Source organism: Bacteroidia bacterium, assembly GCA_033391075.1.
Classification (GTDB): Bacteria; Bacteroidota; Bacteroidia; order J057; family J057; genus JAWPMV01.
Genome location: JAWPMV010000001.1, coordinates 2,014,722 through 2,035,303 on the forward strand (window position 1 = coordinate 2,014,722; position 20,582 = coordinate 2,035,303).

General features: G+C 40.3%; 13 protein-coding genes and 1 tRNA gene. 8 read left to right on the forward strand and 6 right to left on the reverse strand.

The window, feature by feature from the left end; all coding sequences use genetic code 11:
• Positions 1 to 40 precede the first annotated feature (40 nt).
• From R8P61_08165 to nhaD, 7 genes are all read left to right on the forward strand, one after another.
• Positions 41 to 1,840, forward strand: a complete 1,800-nt coding sequence (locus R8P61_08165; protein ID MDW3647022.1) for a CHAT domain-containing protein — start codon at positions 41 to 43, stop codon at positions 1,838 to 1,840.
• Positions 1,837 to 2,892 (forward strand): ATP-binding protein, encoded by a 1,056-nt coding sequence (locus R8P61_08170; GenBank protein MDW3647023.1) that lies wholly within the window; start codon positions 1,837 to 1,839, stop codon positions 2,890 to 2,892. Before R8P61_08165 ends, R8P61_08170 begins: the two co-directional genes overlap by 4 nt.
• Positions 2,892 to 4,769: a hypothetical protein gene (locus R8P61_08175; protein ID MDW3647024.1), complete on the forward strand. Its 1,878-nt coding sequence runs from the start codon at positions 2,892 to 2,894 to the stop codon at positions 4,767 to 4,769. Before R8P61_08170 ends, R8P61_08175 begins: the two co-directional genes overlap by 1 nt.
• Positions 4,770 to 4,771: 2 nt before the next feature.
• Entirely contained in the window at positions 4,772 to 5,875 is a 1,104-nt protein-coding gene (locus tag R8P61_08180) for a hypothetical protein (protein ID MDW3647025.1), read from the forward strand.
• Between the two features lie 307 nt (positions 5,876 to 6,182).
• Entirely contained in the window at positions 6,183 to 7,085 is a 903-nt protein-coding gene (locus R8P61_08185; protein ID MDW3647026.1) for a hypothetical protein, read from the forward strand.
• A 118-nt stretch (positions 7,086 to 7,203) separates the two neighbouring features.
• Positions 7,204 to 11,199: a T9SS type A sorting domain-containing protein gene (locus R8P61_08190; GenBank protein ID MDW3647027.1), complete on the forward strand. Its 3,996-nt coding sequence runs from the start codon at positions 7,204 to 7,206 to the stop codon at positions 11,197 to 11,199.
• Between the two features lie 112 nt (positions 11,200 to 11,311).
• Positions 11,312 to 12,682 carry a sodium:proton antiporter NhaD gene (gene nhaD, locus R8P61_08195; GenBank protein MDW3647028.1) on the forward strand — a complete coding sequence of 457 codons (1,371 nt, stop codon included), beginning with the start codon at positions 11,312 to 11,314 and terminating at the stop codon, positions 12,680 to 12,682.
• 113 nt (positions 12,683 to 12,795) lie between these two features.
• Here nhaD and R8P61_08200 read toward each other — a convergent pair whose 3' ends face one another.
• The 4 genes from R8P61_08200 to R8P61_08215 all read right to left on the reverse strand — a co-directional run bounded on the left by R8P61_08200 (position 12,796) and on the right by R8P61_08215 (position 18,211).
• On the reverse strand, positions 12,796 to 14,232 hold the full coding sequence (locus R8P61_08200; GenBank protein ID MDW3647029.1) for an alkaline phosphatase D family protein: 1,437 nt from the start codon (positions 14,230 to 14,232) through the stop codon (positions 12,796 to 12,798).
• A gap of 175 nt (positions 14,233 to 14,407) precedes the next feature.
• Complete coding sequence (eat, locus tag R8P61_08205) at positions 14,408 to 15,745, reverse strand: ethanolamine permease (protein MDW3647030.1); 1,338 nt, start codon at positions 15,743 to 15,745, stop codon at positions 14,408 to 14,410.
• Between the two features lie 153 nt (positions 15,746 to 15,898).
• On the reverse strand, positions 15,899 to 16,438 hold the full coding sequence (locus R8P61_08210; protein MDW3647031.1) for a GNAT family N-acetyltransferase: 540 nt from the start codon (positions 16,436 to 16,438) through the stop codon (positions 15,899 to 15,901).
• Between the two features lie 3 nt (positions 16,439 to 16,441).
• On the reverse strand, positions 16,442 to 18,211 hold the full coding sequence (locus tag R8P61_08215) for a proline--tRNA ligase (protein MDW3647032.1): 1,770 nt from the start codon (positions 18,209 to 18,211) through the stop codon (positions 16,442 to 16,444).
• Positions 18,212 to 18,399: 188 nt separating this feature from the next.
• Between R8P61_08215 and R8P61_08220 the strand changes: the two genes are divergently transcribed.
• Positions 18,400 to 18,483: transfer RNA gene (locus tag R8P61_08220), tRNA-Leu, on the forward strand.
• 37 nt (positions 18,484 to 18,520) lie between these two features.
• On the opposite strand, the gene R8P61_08225 is transcribed toward R8P61_08220, so the two are convergent.
• Positions 18,521 to 19,519: a formyltransferase family protein gene (locus R8P61_08225; GenBank protein MDW3647033.1), complete on the reverse strand. Its 999-nt coding sequence runs from the start codon at positions 19,517 to 19,519 to the stop codon at positions 18,521 to 18,523.
• Positions 19,506 to 20,222 carry a hypothetical protein gene (locus R8P61_08230; protein ID MDW3647034.1) on the reverse strand — a complete coding sequence of 239 codons (717 nt, stop codon included), beginning with the start codon at positions 20,220 to 20,222 and terminating at the stop codon, positions 19,506 to 19,508. Before R8P61_08230 ends, R8P61_08225 begins: the two co-directional genes overlap by 14 nt.
• Between the last annotated feature and the right edge of the window lie 360 nt (positions 20,223 to 20,582).

Below are 20,582 nucleotides of genomic sequence, written 5' to 3' on the forward strand. Positions count from 1 at the left end.
TAACTCCTGTCAATAATTTTTTCTTTTCAAGTTGTAGTTCATGGCCCGCAAACCCGTGGTGTTCTTGTCATTTGCAAATGACGAGGATGCATACCTTTCTAATATTGAGTTAGAGGAGGATCAAATTTACCAGAAACTTCAGGATGTCCACGATAATGGATTTATCGAAATCTATAATCGTGGCAGGTCGAGTATTGAGGATATCTTTTTTCAATTCACTCGCTTCAGAGATCGAATTATAATCTTCCATTATGGAGGACATGCCACAGGTACCCACCTTCAACTACAAAATCAGGATGCCAATGCTAAAGGCCTAGCCAAACTTATGGGCCAACAGAATGAGCTGAAATTGGTATTTCTAAACGGCTGTTCCACTTTATCTCAGGTAAAGGCACTGCAAGACGCTGGAGTTAAGGCCATTATAGCGACCTCTGTTCCCATCAAGGATAATAAAGCTCGAATATTTGCGGTTCAATTTTACGATAGTCTGGCAAATGGAGCAAGTCTAGAACAAGCATTCAATGATGCTGTTTCTAAATTGGAAACCATAGAATTGTCAAAAACGGACGAGATCAAAATTCATCGGGCGATTGACCTTTCCTTCCTGAAAAAAGGGGAAGAAGAAGATGAGATACCCTGGGGACTATTTGTAAAAAATGATAAAATCCTTAAATGGACATTACCCAGTACTAATAAGACCATTTATTCTGATCCTTGGGTAGGGGTGAAAATAGAGAGCCAGGAAGTAAATAAACACATTGTTTTACCAGTCTTTGAAGCCATCTCAGAAGTTAACCCTGTTTTTGAGGAACAACTGAGTTTTTACCGTATTTCTAAAAATCAGGCGACAATTGATTTACTATTTCGCCAGATGATGGATACGATTATTAAGCATTTTCCCTGGCCGATTGGGATAAAATTGCGGACCTTATTCAGCAACCATGACTCCATGATCCGTAAATCTCGTGAAAGGTTAGAACAATTGATCAGCACCTACATTAGGCTTAGCAAGTTTTTCCTCTTTTCTCTCCTCTCTCAACTTTGGGACGAGCTACATAAAGCAGAAGGTTTTGACATTCCGGAAAACTATTTTGATGAGCTTTCAGACTTTTTGGGAATGGATTTGAATGGAGCACTGAATTTTAGTTATGCTGGTTTCCTGGGAAGAATTACGCGGGTTTTCGATGAAAATCAGGTTACGCCCTTTATCGAACAATTAGAAGGCCTACACTTACGACTTGAGAAAGAAGATGGAATTGCTAAAGCATATTTATACTTCGAAGAAGTCCGGACCGCCATTTTATCCGGGAACCTTGAAGGGGGGGATCTGGCTCAATTATGTGATAAAGCAGAATATAGTTTAGGAGAATTGCTAAGCTTTTCGGCTTTTCTGGTTGATTACAAATTGGTTTCGATAAAAGATATTGGTGTCTCCAAACAAAGGAGATCTCTACCACTTTTCAAACATCAAATGGGTGTATTGGCAGGGGTTGCAATTGAGGTAATGGAAGGTTCTCCCAAAGATTACAGCAAATTTACTGACAGCCATTCCATTCTTTTGGTAAAGGGGATAGACCAGGTAGATAAATACGTGAACCTTTCTCCTTTTCTTATGGATGAAAATGCTTATAAGAGCCTCAATGCTCCCAAAATCTACATGTACATGTTTAATCGGGAATTTGAGGAGATCTATTATGAGCATGTAGATAATGACACAGTATTTATCAATCCTCAAAGTGCTGGTAAAAAACTGGAGATGAAGTCAAATGAACATGAAAATCCTTCTTTAGTAGAAGAACTCAGACTTTTCCGAAAAGATCTATTAAAGCAGATAAGATGAGCAATCCGCAGAGTCCATTTAAGTTTTTGGATGCATATGGGAAAGATGAAATGCATTCCTTTTTTGGTAGGGACCAGGAAATTGAAGCTTTGTATTCGCTGGTTTTTCAAGGGAAATTGATTCTCTTGTATGGAGCCAGTGGAGTAGGTAAAACCAGCCTGATTCAGTGCGGTCTTGCCAATAAATTTCACCCCACCCAATGGCAGGAGCTCTTTATCAGGCGCAGGGATAATATCAACGGATCTATACGAGAAGTTGTGAATAAGGCGATTGGTGAAAGTAATCCAAAAGGTCAGACTGAAATACCAGAAGATTTGCACGATTCTCTTCATCTGCTCTACCTCTACAATTTTAAACCTATTTACCTCATCTTCGACCAATTTGAAGAGCTCTTCATATTTGGAACAGAAGAAGAGCAGATACAATTCTTTGAATTTGTAAAAAAGATTCTTTCTTCGGAACTCTCTTGCAAAATTCTTCTTTCTATGCGGGAAGAATACCTTGCTCATCTTTCCGAATTCGAAAAAATAGTCCCCAGTATTTTTGACCACAGATTTCGTGTGGAACGGATGAACCGGAAAAATCTTTCTGAGGTGATTCAAAAAACAGCAGACTTATACGAAATAGAGATTCCCAAAGCCGAATCCGTTATCGATCAGATGCTGGAAAACCTTAGCGATAAAAGAGGAGTGGATTTGACGAATCTTCAGGTGTATATGGACCGCCTGTATCGGGAAGATCAGAAAAGAGAATCATTTCGAAGAGAAGGCCCCAGGTTTGACAAGCAACTTATCAATTCTGTGGGAGAACTTAAAGATGTAATGGGTTCATTCCTTGAGGAACAGTTGGGCATATTAGAATCTGACTTAGGCAAAAAGGATATCCCCTTAGATATACTTTTTTCTCTGGTCTCGGACGAAGCCACAAAGCGAAGCATTGAGATCGATGATATTAAAGAATCTTTGTACAGAAGGAAAAATATAAGCGCAGAAGATATCGACTACTGCATCCAACGATTTTTTGAGTTAAGAATCTTCAAAGAGGTTAACTGATGAAAGTAGAACTTGCTCATGATTCACTGGCCTTAAAAATTTATGATAAGGTTTCTGCGGATGAAAAGACCCTGCGTAAAGTGGAAAAATTCATCTCAGATAGCTATGCCTATTATAAGTCTCGAGGAGCACTTTTGACTAAGGAGGATTTTGAATATATAAATCCCTATCTCGAAAAGATTGATATTTCCCGGGATGAGCATGACTTTATTTTGAAAAGCCGCAGGTCTCTGAGGAGGAAAAGGAATGCACTTATCATGCTGATCTCAGCTATCTTTTTTATAGTCAGTGCAACTGCTGTTTATGCTTTGGTACAAAAAAACAATGCAGAAAACAGTAAAGAACTTGCTATCCAAAACGAAATAAAAGCGAAGGAGAATGAAAAAAGAGCAGAAGCTAAGGCTGTAGAAGCATTGGAGGAAAAGGCCCGGGCCCTGAAGCAAAAGAACCGAGCAGACTCCCTACGTGGCATTGCAGAGATTGAGAAAAAGAATGCACAAACAAATTTGGCAAGGGCAAAACTAGCAGAACAAAAGGCTATAGATAGTACCAGAGCAGCCATAATTGCACGAGCAGATGCAGATAGTGCTCGTGCCGATGAATATGTTGCCAAACTAGCAGCACAGAAAGCATTGAGGGCAGCGCAGGAAGAAAAGAATAAGGCGGATATCGCTTACAAAAGAACCTTAATCCAATACCTGGCAGCTAAGTCTCTTCAAATAAAGGATACGACTTTAAAGGCTTTGCTTGCATTGCAAGCGTATACGTTTTTGAAAGATGTCCAACCCAATTACCATGATCCTTCGGTTTATACGGGTCTATATCAGGCCTCAAAAAGCCTGCTTGGTCCCGAATTCAATGAATTCATAGATAAATCAAAAGCTCATAAAGGAGCTGTACGGTCCATGCTTTTTAATAAAGATGGCAAAATCCTGTACTCTACAGGAAGTGATGGTTCTGTTTTAGAATGGAAACTAAAAGAATTAGGAGAAACGGTCGCGCCAGAAATACTTGATAAGGATGCGGCTGTGAATCGATCCATGAGTCCTGATAAAACCCAAATTATGGTGAGTCGGGGACCAGGCCCCAAAGTAGAGATCAATAAGAGCGGAACTGCCAAGTGGACGCCTGACCTGACTAATCCGGAAATTATTGATCTTGGCCTGGATAGCACACAGTATTTAGCGGGTAATTCTCCTGAAATTAGTTTCTTCAGCCTACAGGGGACCAATCGCTTGTTCTTTATTAAAGAGAACAGTTTGCCAAAGGGACACTTTCTCAGAAATAGCCGGGAATGGTTGCTCGGACTCAACTACAAATCTGAACTTTTGCTCTGGAACCTGGAAGAAGAAACTTTTTCAGAAATTCCATCACAGGATTCTCTAGGTAGCCAAATTTTTTCCCTGGCTTTAAACATGAAGGGAGAAACCCTTGCAGTCGGAGACGAAAAAGGCACTGTCTGGATTTGGCAAATACAAGAAGGCGATGATGCAAATTCCTTGAAAAGAAGAGGAATAGAGCTAAGTGGGCACAAAGCACGGGTCAGCGATCTTGAATTTAATATTAATAATCAATTGGCTTCTTCCAGTTATGATGGAAGCATTCAGGTATGGGATTTAAGTTCCAGTGATTTTCAAGGTAAGTTACCCTTGATTCTGAGCGACCATGACAATTGGATCATGGATATTGTCTTTTCTCCAAATGGCCAAGAATTGATCTCTGGAAGTAGAGAAGGCGAAATAAAAAGATGGCCCATAGAGCTTCAGAAGTTATCAGAATTAATAGGCGAGCGTTTGGAAAGAGAGTTGACTGCCGAAGAATGGAAATTATACATTGGTAGTGAAATCTCACAAACTAAGAATTCTCAAATCAATTAGCCATGAAAAACTTAATTGATTATAAGTCCAGGATTATTTCAGCTATTACTGTAATTCTCTTGTGGGTTTTTCACACTGGCACAATGCATAGCCAAAACTGCAATTCGCAACTTGAGCGAGCGGAAAGACTTTTTCAGCAAGGTTATCCTATACAAGCAGCTCACATACTGGAACCTTGTATAGATCGCTTAAACGATGAAAACATTGTAAGAGGTCTCAGGCTGTTAACCATTATTTATTTACTTGAAGACAAGTCAAGAGCAGATACAAGTTTTCAGAAGTTACTGGATATAGATCCTGAATTTAGATTGGATCGCTACAAAGGAACAGATCCCCCCGAGTTGATTTATCTGTATGATAATTTTAGGACACGGCCCGTTCTTTTTGTAGGAGCAACAGCTGGTGGAGGGAATAGTTACTTTTTATCTCAACAGACTTATTCAGTAGATAATGCCCTTTTATCCAATAAGGAGTATAATCCAGAAAACATCTTATACCTGGGGTTACAAATTAGTAAACCTCTATTGCATCGAAATCTTCGATGGGGAATAGGATTCTTTTATTCACAGGCTAATTATAGTCTGGAGCATTCCCAAAAACTTCTGGGAGATGCTGAACAAAGAGATGTATTTAAATTGGAGTTCACAGAAAAGCAGCGCCTATTATCTATTCCAGTATTTCTTGATTATAACTTTGATACCTGGAGTGAGAACAACTACGATCGCAAAACCTGGATACCACATTTATTTGTGGGAGTGTCAGGTATTCTTGTCCAAAGCGCAGAAATTTTTAACATCAGTAGATCAAATCAGCTGGGAGGCATAGAAAACGGGCTGGAAAATTCGGACCTCAATCCTCAACGTTCTGACTGGAATTCCGAAATCTTTCTGGGTTTTGGGCTAAAACGAAAAATCCGGAGAAACTACTTTGCCGTCGATTTAAGGTATGGTAGATGGTTGCAAAATTCCGTCACTCCCAACAATAGATATGGTAATCAGGAGCTTGTGTTTCGATATGGACATGTGGATGATGACTTCACTTTTCAAAGCTTGAGCCTAATGTTTTCTTACGAAAGAGCTATCTATTCACACAAGAGAATCAAATAATATGCGAACAGTTTTTCTATATAGTCTGGCTATTTTGGGCATTTTTTATGCTTCTTGTGAAGAAGTCAGAAAGCTTGGGCCAAATCCTGAGGAGGTATTCGTGAAATATTATGGGGGAGGGTATGATCAATCTGCAGTGGATTTAGAAATCGAAGAAAATGGGTTTGTCATTCTGGGTAATACGAGGCTTAATAGTCTCTCAGAAACCCCAGAACCTATTCTGATTTGGACCGATAAAGGAGGAAATGAGCTTACTAGTCGAAAACTTGCTTCTCCCTTAGCTGTCGATTTCGTTTTGTCCTCTGCCTTGAGAGTAAAAGATGATAATTACTTTATCGCCGGGACTGCATACAAAGGAGATGATAGGGATGTTTGGGTTTCCGTCCAAAATCGAGAAGGTAACCCTACTCTGGCAAACGACTTTATTTTCGGTACGGATGATTACCTTGAGGAGGCAGCCGATGTACTCATATTAGAGGACAATTCATTTCTTATCCTAGGCTCAACAACTAATATTGATGAAAATAAATGGAAGGGAGTTGTTGATGCAAATGACTCTACAGATATACTTTTACTTAAAGTAAATAGTCAAGGTAACTTGCTTTGGAGGAAGAGACTTGGATATGGAGGAAAAGATGTGGGTGTTAAAATTGAAAAAATGGAGAATGGAAATTTTGCCATTCTTGGGAATAGTAAAATAGGGACGGATTTTGAAATCTTCATTGCACTGTTAAATCCAGATGGAAATGTGTATAACACTAGAAATCTAAAGCCCGGACGGCAAAACAAAGCCTTGGGACTAGATTATAAAAATGGACTTCTTTCCCTCAGTGGTTCTGCAGATGGAGTTGCATACCTGGAAAGCCTGGATCAAAGCTTAAATACACAGTCAGAATTTTCAGCCAATAGCATTTTTTCTACTGAAATATCTTCAGAAATAAATTCGGTTATATCAACAGAAGAAGGAACCTTATTGATAACTGCTACCTGGAGTAAGGAGAACAGAGAAAAAGATGCTTCAGTTTTGTTGCTTGGTGCAAATGGGAAAAAAATTTGGCAGGACCCACTTTTTTTTGGTTCTGAAGAAGATGATCAAAGTGTGATGGCTCTTCCTCTGGATCAAGATAAATATTTGCTGTTGGGAAATTTTAAATTCGGCTCAAATACTATGATGGGATTACTGAAAATTTCAGAGATAGGACTTAAATAAAGGGGCTTACTCAGATTAATTCTTTTGTTTTTAATTGTATTTCATGAAAGCTTGTACAATCCTAATCATATTCGTTCTATTCTCTCACCAGACTTTTGGTCAAGGAAGCAAATTATTTGTGGACTCCGCGCAAGTAAACATTGTAGGAGATGGTCTGAGTTGGTCTACTGCCTATGTTGATCTTGAATCAGCATTAGATTCAGCCAAGCCAGGGGATAGTATATTCGTAGCATCAGGTGTCTATAGAAATCCAACTAATTCGAGGGATGAATATTATGAATTAAAGGATTCCCTTGTAATCATGGGAGGCTTTGTAGGATTAGGACATCCTCCATTGGATAGCTTACAGCTTGATACGATAGAGACTGTGTTAAGTGCAGATATAGGTGTAGAGAATGATCCTTTTGATAATACTTATCAACTCTTTCGAGCTACTGCAATTACTCATGTTGAATTTCATAGAATTACTTTTACCGATGCAAATGCTGATTTATCTGGGACCCCAAATAATTTTGATAGGGGAGGTGCTTTTTTTCTGAAAAAAAGCTCAATAACATTCCGGAATTGTCGATTTGTTAAAAATAGATCGAGTTTATTTGGAGGAGCAATTTTTGCTGATGATGCAAGTAGTCTATTTTTTGAATCCTGTGATTTTGCTGAAAACATCGCCGCTCCTGGAGTAAACTCAATTAGAAACAGATCCAGAGGTGGTGCCATTTACACAAATTCCAGCTCTTTAGACCTAAAGCAATGTCGTTTCTTAAGGAACAGGACAGATGAGTTGGGAGGCGCAATAACGGCATTAACGAACAGTATATTAACATTAGATGCCTGTGAATTTATTGATAATAAGGTTGAAGCGGCTTTAAATCAGCTGGCAATTCCCCAGGGAGGTGCTATCTGTAGTTTTGGTTCCATATATAAAATTTCTGATTGCATCTTCAGGAATAATGCATCGGTAGGGACCGATGCTAGGGCTGGAGCATTCCGAGACGGTACATCTTTCCAATCTTTTGTAGAGAATTCTACATTTGAAAATAATAGTGCTGAGCGAGGAGGAGCGATTTATTATGGTATTAGTAATCCAATTTTAAAAAATAGTCTGATCAAGGATAATACAGCTGCATTAGGGGGAGGAATATTTTTTGAGACAAGTGATCCTGAATTGGATAGTTGTATTCTGCTCTCAAATTCTAGCACTCAGCAAGGAGGAGGGGTTTATATAGAAAGTAGCAGTCCTTCATTTAGCAAAAGTGTATTTTTCGGTAACACTACAACACAAAACGGGGGAGGAATCTACATGAAAGCTGGCAGCAATCCCTCAATCAACCGAACTGTATTTGCAGAAAACCAGGCAAGTTTAAGTGGGGGTGGAGTTTATTGTCTTAATGGGTCTAATCCCAAAATAGTAAAGTCTTTATTTATAGATAATCTTGCAAGAAATGGAGGAGGAGCGTTTTTTGAAGTCTCTTGCGATCCGGAAGTAAATTTTAATCTATTTCAACACAATATTGCTGCTCAAAATGGAGGGGCTATATATAGTCAATCGGGAAATAGTAATCCCCGAATAATGGCAAGTTCATTTATCAATAATCGTGCAGAAGGAACATCAAGTGGTGGAATAGGGGGAGCTGTTTACAATGGCCTTCAGAGTATCATGCTATTTCAAAACTCTACGTTATATAGAAATCATGCTAAACTAAAAGGAGGGGGACTTTTTAGCGAGAATGAATTGGATATTTACCATAGTACTATCAGTAATAATACAATAGATGTTAGCACAGAGGGACAACAATTATTCTTGGATGGAAATACTCGTATTAAAAATACGATTGTAGCTGAGATTGAGGCAGACAGTTTAAGAGATATTGCATTGGAAAATGGAGCAAATTTAACTTCTCAAGGATATAATTTTTTTCGGGATTCTATTCCTCAATTGCATGAGACAGATATTATCAATTACAATCAGTCAATATTTGCACAAAATATGGCTCTTTCTAATAATGGTATTCCTATAGGTATAGACCTTGATACTTTTGACCTTATGCAGCCTCTACCTAGCTTGGCCATAAAAGCGGATGGAATAATCGTTAATAACGGTGAACCGATTACCGAAAACACAATAGATTTTGATACTCGTGGATATTCTCGAGTGATTGGAGGAAGAGAGTTTGAAAGAATTGATATTGGTGCGTATGAAGTCCAACATCTATTTTCCATGAACCCTGTCTCCGAATTCTGTTCCTCAGATACAAGGTTTTTGGAATTGAAAGATATTGTAATCTGGGACAGTACAGGGGGAGCCTTGAGAATTGGGGATTCAATGTATTATCAGATAGCTATCCCGCAGGGCATGGAAATTGATATTAGCAATGGGGAAGTTGAATCCTCACTGCCAAGCTTCATTCCTCGAAACCTAAATTTCGAAAATGGAATACTCAGTTTTTTCTTTGATAAATCATATGCGGATTCCATTCATGAAATCCGTATTTCTGGTCTGACTGCTAGGTCTACAAATACCAATAGAGATTCCCTGTTATTTATTTCATCTACTGTCCTTCAGGATGAATTGGATCAAACAAATCCCTTATCTCATATTATTATCGGATCCTTCCCCACATATAAAATCAATACTGATTTTCCCTATGATGAAAACTTTGAAAATGGACCAAGTATTTGGCTGAGCTCAGATCAACGGGAAGGCTGGTCTCTTCAAATTCCAAATGGGAATGTCATTGATACTGCGTATTCAGGAACAAATGCTTGGACACTTAAATTAGATTCTACAGAAAATTATTTCGCAAATAAAGATGTTTTCCTTATCAGCGAATGCCTGGATTTATCAGAATTAGAAAAACCGATGATTGAAGCTGCAGTTTGGACTGACACAGAAGAAGGATTTGATGGAGTTGTCCTTGAATACTCAATCGATGCAGGAAAAAACTGGAATGTCTTAGGTGAAAAAGAAACAGGTGTAAATTGGTACAATTCAAATAATATCATTGCTATTCCTGGAGACCAACCATCAGGTGAATTATTGGGCTGGACAGGAAAAAGTAGCACATGGATTTCTATTGCTAATAGAATGGATCAATTGCCATTGGATAATTTACTCCGTTTTAGATTTGCTTTTTCCAGCGTTGGATTGATTGATCAAAGTCAGGAAAAAAATGGCTTTGCAATAGATGATATTTTTATTGGGGAAAGAAGCCGAAATGTCCTACTTGAGGACTTTGGAGATCCGAATGAGTTACAAGATATGGAAGATTTTCTATCAGACATGGATAAAGAGGTCTTTCAAATAAGGTATGAGCTGAAAAGCAGTGAATTTGATGCCTCAGAAGCAGGACCTCGTACACGAGCGCTTTTCTATGGCATAGATCAGCCGGGACCGATTGTCTATGGAGGAAATGGCTTTTTAGGATCAGCTGGTGAAATGGACCAGGAAAGTTTTGATGCAGAATTACTTGAACACGCTCTATTCACAATTTCCATCGATTCAACTTTGTTCGAACCCATCCAAATAAAGGCACTTAAATCAACTGAAAATGAAATTCTGGTTTATGCGGCCATTGTAGAGCTGCTAAAAGAAAAATGGATGTTTCGGAAATTTCTGCCGGATCCAGCTGGCATCTCTTTTATGGGATGGCAGGCAGAGGAAAGCAAATCTTTGGTGCTCAATTGGGACACAGAAGATTTTCCTGCACCCAATATTGTTAATGAGTATGACAGCTTACGACTACTGGTATTTGTTCAGGATTTATCCAGCAAAAAAGTATTTCAGGCTGCCATGTCTCCGGTATGGGAATCTCTGATAAAAAGGTCTGATGTAGAAAAACGAGGAAATTTAGCTGAAGATATACAAGGGGATTTGAAGATGTATCCCAATCCAACCAATGGGAGATTGTTTTTGGAAATTCCTGAGGATTTGGAAAAACCCTTCAATTTTAAGTTGTACAATAGTTTTGGACAAGTCATTTATCAAGACGAATTGCCAGAAAATTCCCGAATAATTCAATTGGACCTTAGCCATATTTCGAAAGGATTATACCATGCAATCCTTAGCCATAAGGGAATAATTCAGCAAAGGAAAAAGATCTTTTTTATCCATTAAGCAGAATTGAAATTTGATAAGTTCTTATTCTTTTTTACGCAAAAGAATTTTCCCTTTACATAAATAGACTATATTTGCCTCCTATACTTACTAAAAGCTAAACTCGAACTACATGTTTTTCGCAATTATCGCATGCTTTGTACTGGGCTATCTCGTCATAGTATTTGAGCATCCGCTTAAATTGGACAAAACAGTGCCAGCCCTCATCATGGGTGCAATGTGCTGGGCGCTGCTCTCCACCGGTTTTTATAACGCCATTCTCGAAGTCATCGATTCTCATGGACACATCTTCTCCTTTCTGGGAGAAATGAGCCATGAAGAAGCCGAAGAAGGCTTTATCAATACCCTTCTTCATCATCTTGGGAAAACCGCAGAAATTCTGGTCTTCCTGATTGGTGCCATGACGATTGTGGAGATTATCGATTTGCACAGGGGATTCGAAGTACTGAAGAGCTATGTAAAGACTAAAAAGAAAAAGAACCTTCTATGGATTCTTGGTGTTTTGGCCTTTATCCTCTCAGCTATCATCGACAATCTTACGGCAACGATCGTATTAGTTACCCTCCTGAGAAAACTATTCACAAGTAGAGAGGATCGTATCTGGTTTGCCAGTATGGTTGTTATTGCAGCCAATGCAGGTGGAGCCTGGTCTCCTATCGGGGATGTGACGACTACCATGCTTTGGATCGGTAAAAAGGTAAGTACTTTTGGCCTGATCGAATGGTTGGTGATCCCTTCTATTGTTTGTTTTGTGGTTCCTTTCTTTGTGGCAGGATTCCTCAAACCTTTCCAGGGAGAGATTGCTCCTAAAAAACAAAAAGATACAGAAGAAGCCCAGTCCCTGTTGAGTAGCAGAACTATGCTGTTCTTAGGACTCGGAGCCATTGTTTTTGTTCCCATTTTCAAAACGGTAACGCATCTTCCTCCCTATGTGGGTATGATGCTCAGTTTGGGAGTCGTATGGCTGGTTTCTGAATATATACATCCTGAAGAGGATTTCACTGCGGAAAGAAGGGCTCAATACTCAGCTCACAAGGCATTGTCCAGAATTGAGATGTCCTCAATTTTATTTTTCCTCGGGATCCTTATGGCTGTTGCCGCTCTGGAAAGTTTGGTAGCTGGAGGTGTAGGAACCCTCAGATATGTTGCAGAGTCTATTGAGACAGCTATTCCGAACCAGGATATAGTGGTAATACTTTTAGGTATTTGTTCAGCAATCATTGATAATGTACCGCTCGTTGCTGCCTCTATGGGTATGTACACCGATGTTATGGATGCCAAAATCTGGCACTTCATTGCTTTCGCAGCAGGAACAGGTGGAAGTATGTTGATTATTGGTTCTGCGGCAGGTGTTGCAGCAATGGGAATGGAGAAGATTGACTTTATCTGGTACTTGAAGAAGATAGCCTGGTTGGCCTTTATCGGATTCTTTGCAGGATGTATGACCTTCCTGGCTATGTACAGTCTTTTGGGAGGTGCATAGGAAGTAAGAACAAGGATTGGAGAAATCAGAAGTGATTTTCTGCTTCTCTTCTCTAAGAAAATAGAAAAGGGGCCCGAATTTTCGAGCCCCTTTTTGCTATTATAGGTTTGCTTTTACTCGAGCTTTTGGAGCTTCACTCCTCCTGACAGGACTTCAAAGGCAACAGAGGGCTTCATCTTCTTCGTCCTTTCCCGGTTAGTCTCGACAAAATGAAAACGGGCTTTGGCTTTCTCCTGACTTAGTTCCAGCATCAAATAGCCGTGGTCCCGCATATTGGTGAATTTCAAATGGGGATTTAGCTCGGAGTTCACAATATTGCTTTCGTGTAGCTTGATGGCAGCTAGTGGTATATCTCTTTCGTCTGAATTGGCAGAGTTCACACTCATGGCTCCAAATTCTACGGCAAATGCTCCATTCGAATTTGCAGGGTCGTACGACTTGGGTTTATTGGTCGCTTCTATGGCCCAACTGGTATGGGTATCTCCCGTTAAAAAGACTACATTTTCAATCTTATTATCCTGAATAATTCGAGCTACTTTTTCCTGTTCAACCGGATAGCCATCCCATCCATCCATATTTAGCCTAAAGGTTTCATAACCCCAATCCAGATAAGAATAAATCACCTGATTACCGATCAATTTCCATTTGGCTGTGGAGGCTTTCAGATTTTCTTCAAACCATTGCAATTGCTCTTTCCCAAGCATACTCATTTCCTCCATATCCCTTCGTGGATCACTGGTACTATCTGCTTGCTGAGTACGTCCGGCCAATCTTTCATCCAACATCAATAAATCCGCAAGGCCTCCAAAGGAGAATTTTCGATAATGGGTTTCACTTTCTCTAATCGGCAACCATTCATAATAGACTTGTTTGGCGATAGCTTTCCGATCTTCATAAGAACCTTCGTCTTCCTGATGGTTTTGCGCACCGTCTTTATAGGAATTATTGGTGATCTCATGATCGTCCCAAATGGCAATAAAGGGATGAGCTGCATGAACCGCCTGTAGATCCGGATCGAGACGATATTGTGCATAACGATCCCGATAATCCTGCATGCTTACAATTTCATGCGCGGGAATATTGATCCTGCCGATAGTAGTATCTCCATACCTTCCAGGGCCATATTCATAAATGTAATCTCCCAAATGCAAGACAGCATCCAGGCCTTTTTCTTCTGCAATACGAGCATAGGCATTGAAATAACCCCATTCGTAATTGCTGCAGCTTACTACAGCCATTTTAAGGGCTTCTGCATCTGTACTAGCTGTTTTGGTATGGCCGGTTGGAGAAGTACTCCTTAATGCGGAAAAGCGATAGTAATACTCCTTGCCAGCTTCTAATCCTTCAACATCTACTTTGACAGTATAGTCTCTTTCTGGTCCGGTTTCAAACACTCCTTTATTTGCCGTTTGTAAAAATTCAGCATCCTCTGCAATCTCCCAGCTTACTTCAACTTTGGGTAACTGAGTTTCAGGAGTTAACCTTGTCCAGATAATGACCCGATCAGGAAGGGGATCACCGGAAGCAACTCCATGATAAAATGGTTTCATAGATACATCCTGAAGAGAAGTAGTATTTTCTTTCAAAGGCGGATATTCAACTTTCGGTTTACACTCAAAAAGAGAAAGCTTAGCCCGAAAATTACAGCAAGATATTTCATGTCTTTTTGCTAAAGTATGTGATGGATATTTGAGGGAGAATAGGCTGGCGAAAATTCATCAAAACTTAATTTTTGCTTCTTATCAAAAACCAGTATGCACCATATGAAATCCCCATAATCAGGAAAAAAATCAGAGCGAGATTCAAGTTGTAAATCGTAATGGCCAAGAGTGCAACTGAGGCTATTATGAGTGCAAGCGCTGGGAAAATAGGATATAAAGGGACTTTGAAAGGGCGATCGAGATCAACCTCCTTTTTCCTTAAAGCAAAAAGGGAAAGCATAGAGATAATATAGAGTACTAAAGCACCAAAACAGGCAATGGTAATGATTTCTCCGGTTTTTCCCGTAAGCAGGGCGATGATACCAATCAGCATATTCAGTAGCAGTGCATTGGCGGGAGTTTGAGTTTTGGGATTTACTTTGCCCAAAGCCGGAGGGGCATATCCGACGCGACCAAATTCAAAGCTTGCTCTACCTGCTGCCAGGATGATACCATGGAAAGAAGCTACCAGACCAAACAGGCCAATGATGATGATACTCTTATAGATCCAGTGATTTTCTCCTATCACCTGTGCGATGGCTAAAGGAAGGGGAGCATCTGAAGTAGTTGTCGAACCCGCTTCATAAACCACTGGTTCCCATCCTCCCACACCAACTGAAGCAGAGAACGTAAGGATACAAAGGATGACCAGGGTTAGTATTGCAGAGCCAAAACCGATGAGGACATTTCTTTGAGGATTGATGGTTTCCTCTGCTACATTGGCGACTCCTTCTATAGCGAGATAAAACCAGATAGCAAAGGGAATGGCTGCAAAAATACCTCCCATACCATTAGGGAAAGCATTGTGGCTGAGGTTTTCCCATTTGACTTCCGGTAGAGTCGTGCCTGCGAAAAGTAGCAAACCGGCAACAGCAATGATGGTGATGAATAGTTCAAATTTTGCTGCAGCTTCTACGCCTGAGATATTAAGTCCTGTAAAAATGAAATAGGCTAAAATCGCTACCCAGGGGAGCTCATACCCTCCAATAGCTAAACTGGGTACCTCAAAGAAGAGTTCGACATAGGCTCCAATGGCAAATGCTATGGCTGGGGGAGCGAAAATGAATTCAATATTTTGGGCCATTCCTCCAATGAAGCCCCAATCTTTTCCTAATGCTCGGGTCGCATAATCAAACGCTCCTCCTGCTTTGGGAATGGCGCAGGCCAGTTCTGTATAGCTGAAGGTAAAGGTGATATACATGAGAGTGATGAAAACTGTGGCTATGGCCAATCCGCCACTTCCTCCTACGGGAAGCCCCAGATTCCATCCGAAATACATGCCTGAGATTACGTAGCCTACTCCGAGTCCCCATAAAGTAACAGGACCCAGGCTACGCTTGAGTTCTTGTGTAGTAGAGTTCATGGATTAAATATAAGATTATTTCCATGAGAGTCTGGGGCAGGTAGAATTAAACTACAAACTGCATTGTCATTGTGAGCTCAAACCTTGAGCGAAACAATTCCCTTGAATCTAGATTGCTATTGTTAGCCAAGGGGATTGCTTGTTGGTGTTTGGCTAATCAATCAACAGACCCATGGCATAGGAATCAGAAAATTTCCCATCCAGAAATAAGGATCTCCGGATGGTACCTTCTATTTCAAAGCCGAATTTTTTGTAAAGAGCAATAGCAGAGGGATTATCGGTCAATACTTCCAGATTGATTTTGCGAATGATAGGATTTGCTTTCGCCCAATCAATCATCGCTTTCATCAGCAAACTACCGATCCCGTAGCCCCAGTATTTCTTCTGAACGGTGATCCCAAAAGTGCCTATATGTTGCATGCGGGCTTTTGCTCCAGCATTTACATTCAAAATCCCCGCTATTTCTCCCTCGATTTCTGCAATAAGAAAAATACGGTTCAAAGCCCGTCGATGATTTTCAATAATGGCTTCTTCTTCTTCGACTGTTTTGCTGAATTCGCCTCCTCCAAAGGTCAGGAAATCACTTTCGCCCCCGACCTGATTGACGTAAGTGATCAGGGAAGCGGCGTCGGATTTTCGCGCTTCCCTGATTTCTACGATTTCACCGGATGATAAGCTTATGCTATGTTTCATGATTTATTCCTCTTCCGGGCGCATGCGTTCTTCCAATCTGACATTAAGTTCCAGTATACGCTTTTGTACTTCTGCAACAATCTGATCTTTGGGAATCAAATCTCCTTTACCTTCTCCTCGTCTCATTTTCAATTCGAATGCTCCCTCTTTCAAGGATCGCTTGGAAGCTGTCAGCCTGATGGGAATGCCAATCAATTCTGCATCCCTGAATTTAACGCCGGCCGAAGCAGATTTACTATCTCTATTGTCATAGATTACTTCTATGCCTTCTGCCCGTAGGTCACGGTATAATTCTTCTGCAGCTTTAGCTACTTCCTCATTGTCCAAAAGCCCAACTATGATTACTTCATAAGGGGCGATGCTGATAGGCAGGTAAAGGCCCTGTTCATCATTGTATTCTTCAGCCAGGCAGGCAAGCATTCGCCCAATTCCTATACCATATGAACCCATGAATATGGGCTTTGATTTGCCATCAATATCATTGTAAAAGGCTCCCATAGCTGAGGTATAGCGCGTGCCCAATTGGAAGATATTTCCAATTTCAATTCCTCGGACAGAAATGAGTTTCTGATCTCCTTCGGAAATAGGGCAGGGGGCACCTTCATAAGCTGATACGATGTCTCCAATAGAATCCGCTTTGTAATCCCTGCCGTAACAAGAATTCAGATAATGAAAATTGAGCTCATTTGCTCCGGTAACCAAATTATTGCTATTAGCAATCCAGTCATCCACGATCACAAGAGCTTTATCCCGATCTATACCAATAGGAGAGGCATAACCCGGAACTGCCTTCACCGCATGAATCTCCTCTGTCGTTGCAGTTCTCATATTTTTTACTCCCAGTATATTCTGAATTTTGTTGGGATTGGCTTCCATATCTCCTCTAACTACCGCCATGATAAGCTTATCTTCTTCTTGCACATTCCCATAAAAGAAAACAATTTTGGCTGTATCCTCTTCTTTTACTCCAAGAAATTCTGCGAGATCTGCAATGCTTGATTTTTCCGGAGTGAGTACCTTTTCTATTTCTTTAGGCAGCTCCTTTTTATAGGTTTTCCGAAAGGCAGCAACTTCCTTATTGGCCATATATCCACTTTGCTCGCAAATAAAAATGGTGTCCTCTCCAATAGGTGTCAGGTACATATATTCATGAGCCTTTCTTCCCCCCATTATTCCTGTATCACTCAAAATGGCCACAGAGGGCAAACCCGCTCTTCTAAAGATTCTGAAATAGGCTTCGTAATGAGCAGCGTATTGCTCCTGAAGTCCTTGCATATCTCTATCCAAAGAATAACTGTCCTTCATGGTAAATTCCCGAACCCGAATCAAACCTCCTCTGGATCGGACTTCATCCCTGAACTTGGTATATATCTGATACACCATTTTGGGCAATTGCTTATAGGTTTCGATTTCTTTGCTGGCTAAAGTTGCGACTACTTCTTCATGCGTCATTGCCAGGACCATGTCACGATCTCCCCGATCTTTAAATCGAACCATGGATTCGTCTATGTCATACCAGCGTCCTGTTTTCTGCCAGATCTCTGCCGGGTGCACAATCGGCATCACAATTTCGTCTCCACCAATCGCATCCATTTCCTCTCGAATAATGGCTTCGATTTTTCTCATACTTTTTTGGCCGAAATGCAGATAGCTGAAAATACCGGAGGCCAATTGCCTCACGTATCCAGCCCTGAGCAGTAAATTGTGGGAGACCACATCCGCCTCTCTCTGATCATCACGGAGGGTCCTTCCAAATAGGTTGCTGAATTTCATGAATAAAAAAATTGCTTTTCAAGGCTTAAATATGCCCTGAAAAGGATAATTAGATAAAATTTTGAGAGGTGAAACACAAAGAAAAGCAATTAATCTTAATTACCTAACAATTTTCCTTGCTAAAGATAATTTCAGCATATACCTTTGCTGAACTTTTGTGAAAAAGTACACGTTATTTGTGTTTTAAAGCCCAGGTGGCGGAATTGGTAGACGCGATGGTCTCAAACACCATTGGGGTTAAACCCGTGTCGGTTCGAGTCCGACCCTGGGTACTGGCTTAAGATCCCTGTAGATAATTATCTGCAGGGATCATTCATTTTCATAGATATCGAAGCCGCCAAATGCATTGCGGGGAAAAACCTTTTTTTCTTCTAATCCCTGATTCAATATTTCTCCTTTCTCAGGACTAGCTTTTCCTTCAAATTCATGCACCAGTAAAAGTCCTCCATAGCATTTGACCAGGAACTTTCCATTGGGAAATACTTCCAGAATTTTCCCGGAGGTCTCCTGACTGTAGCCAAAATCCTGATGATCGAATACATTGGCGCGTAGGATTCGGATTTTATTTCCATTCAGAAAAGTATAGGCTCCATTAAAAGGAGGGGCCACTGCACGAATAAAACGTTCGATTTGGTACACATCCTCTCCCCATTCTATCAGGCTATCGGTTTCTGTACGTTTGGGATAATAAGATGCAGGAATGTCTGGCTGTTTTTCCAGGCTGAAATTGCCACTGATGAGACGATCCATATTCTTGAGGATAAGATGCTTCATCGAAAGGGTATTTTTGAAGTGCATCGTTTCGCCCGTATCGTATTCATTGATGCTAAATTTGTAGCTATCCAGTACCGAACCTGAATCTACTCCTGCATCATACATGAACAGATTAGTGTAGAACATCTTTTTACCTTCTATGATGGACCAGTTCATGGGAGAACGCCCTCTTCCCAAGGGTAAATTCATGGCGCTTCCATGCATGCCAAAAGCTCCTGTACTGAAAGTCTTGAGGATGTTTTCAGGAATGAGTCTTTGCCAACCGACCACAAAGGCAATATCGATCTTCCTTTCTGCCAGAAAAGAATGGTCCTCCTCTGATTTGAGGCTGTATTTTTTTGCCTGATAAAAATCGATGCCCTGAGATGCTGCATAGGCTTGCAAATCCTGGTAGTCGGCCACTTTCATATGCTGGCCTTTCTCTCTGTCAATACTTATCAGGCAATCTACGGAATACTTCTCCTGTAAGGCTTCCAGGATAAATTGTGTGGTAGATTTACAGCCAAATACTGCAATCTTTTTAGTCGAGTTCATTCGCGATCTGGATGAATGGCAAACAGTTGTCGGAGTAATGCTTTTTCAGCTCGTCCTTTTTTACCTGATAATAAGATTTGAGTTTGTTGAAATTGTCTTGCCCTTCGATGACCCACCAGATAGGATGAATGAGAACATGCAGGCTTTTGCTGAGCTTGAATGCTTCTGAATTAAAAGGATGACCAAAGCGCCATAAACCGGTAGAATCTGAGAAGTAATCGAAATCCTTGAAGTATTTCTGCATATAGGTATGCTCAACTCCACTGAATTTTTGGTCAAATTTCAGGAAAAACTCATTGGGTCGATGCAGGGAGATTATATCAATCTTCGTTTGAAAAAGTGTTTCAAAAATAGCCTTCTCCTGCTCAAAACCCTGCTCAAAATCCTTATAGATGGTCGGGTCAAAATGAATAGAGATCGTATGCCCCAATTCCTTTATTTCCAGAATACGTTCCATATTCTGTTTGGAAAGAGGATTGTAACTGTCATTGGAAAGAAGGAAGAAATAGGTAGAAGCTATATCCAGCTTATGTTCAATTCGGGCCAAATCCAAAGCCGCCTGACAATCAAAATCGATGTCGTGCCGCATTACGATTTGTTTATATGGCTTGTTTAGCTGCTGGAAGTTTACAAATTCGTATTGCTTATCCAGAAATTGCTCCAGAAAGTCCTGATAATTTTCCAGATGGTTATTTGAATACATGTTTGGGTTGTCTGATTTAGATAACTGAGCTTTCAACGCAAATTTATCGAGAATATGATAGTATCTGAAGGGGTGGAAATCAATTTCCTGCTTCTTTAAAGGATCCAACCATTATTCAGTAGGCAAATTGGGATATAAAATCTGATTTTACGAAAGAAAAATCAGACGATTCTCTAAGGATTCTTTCATACTTCTTTTGGAAGTTGATGAAACAGAGATTGAATTGTTAGGGTTCTCCGTAGTAAAGAATCCCCAAAAACAGGAGTGCTGGAATGAGAGGAGAAGGTTTAATTTTAGGAGAAGAAAGTTAGAAGCTGAGCGAGGATGTTACTCGCTTTCATTATAAATCATGTAAAATTT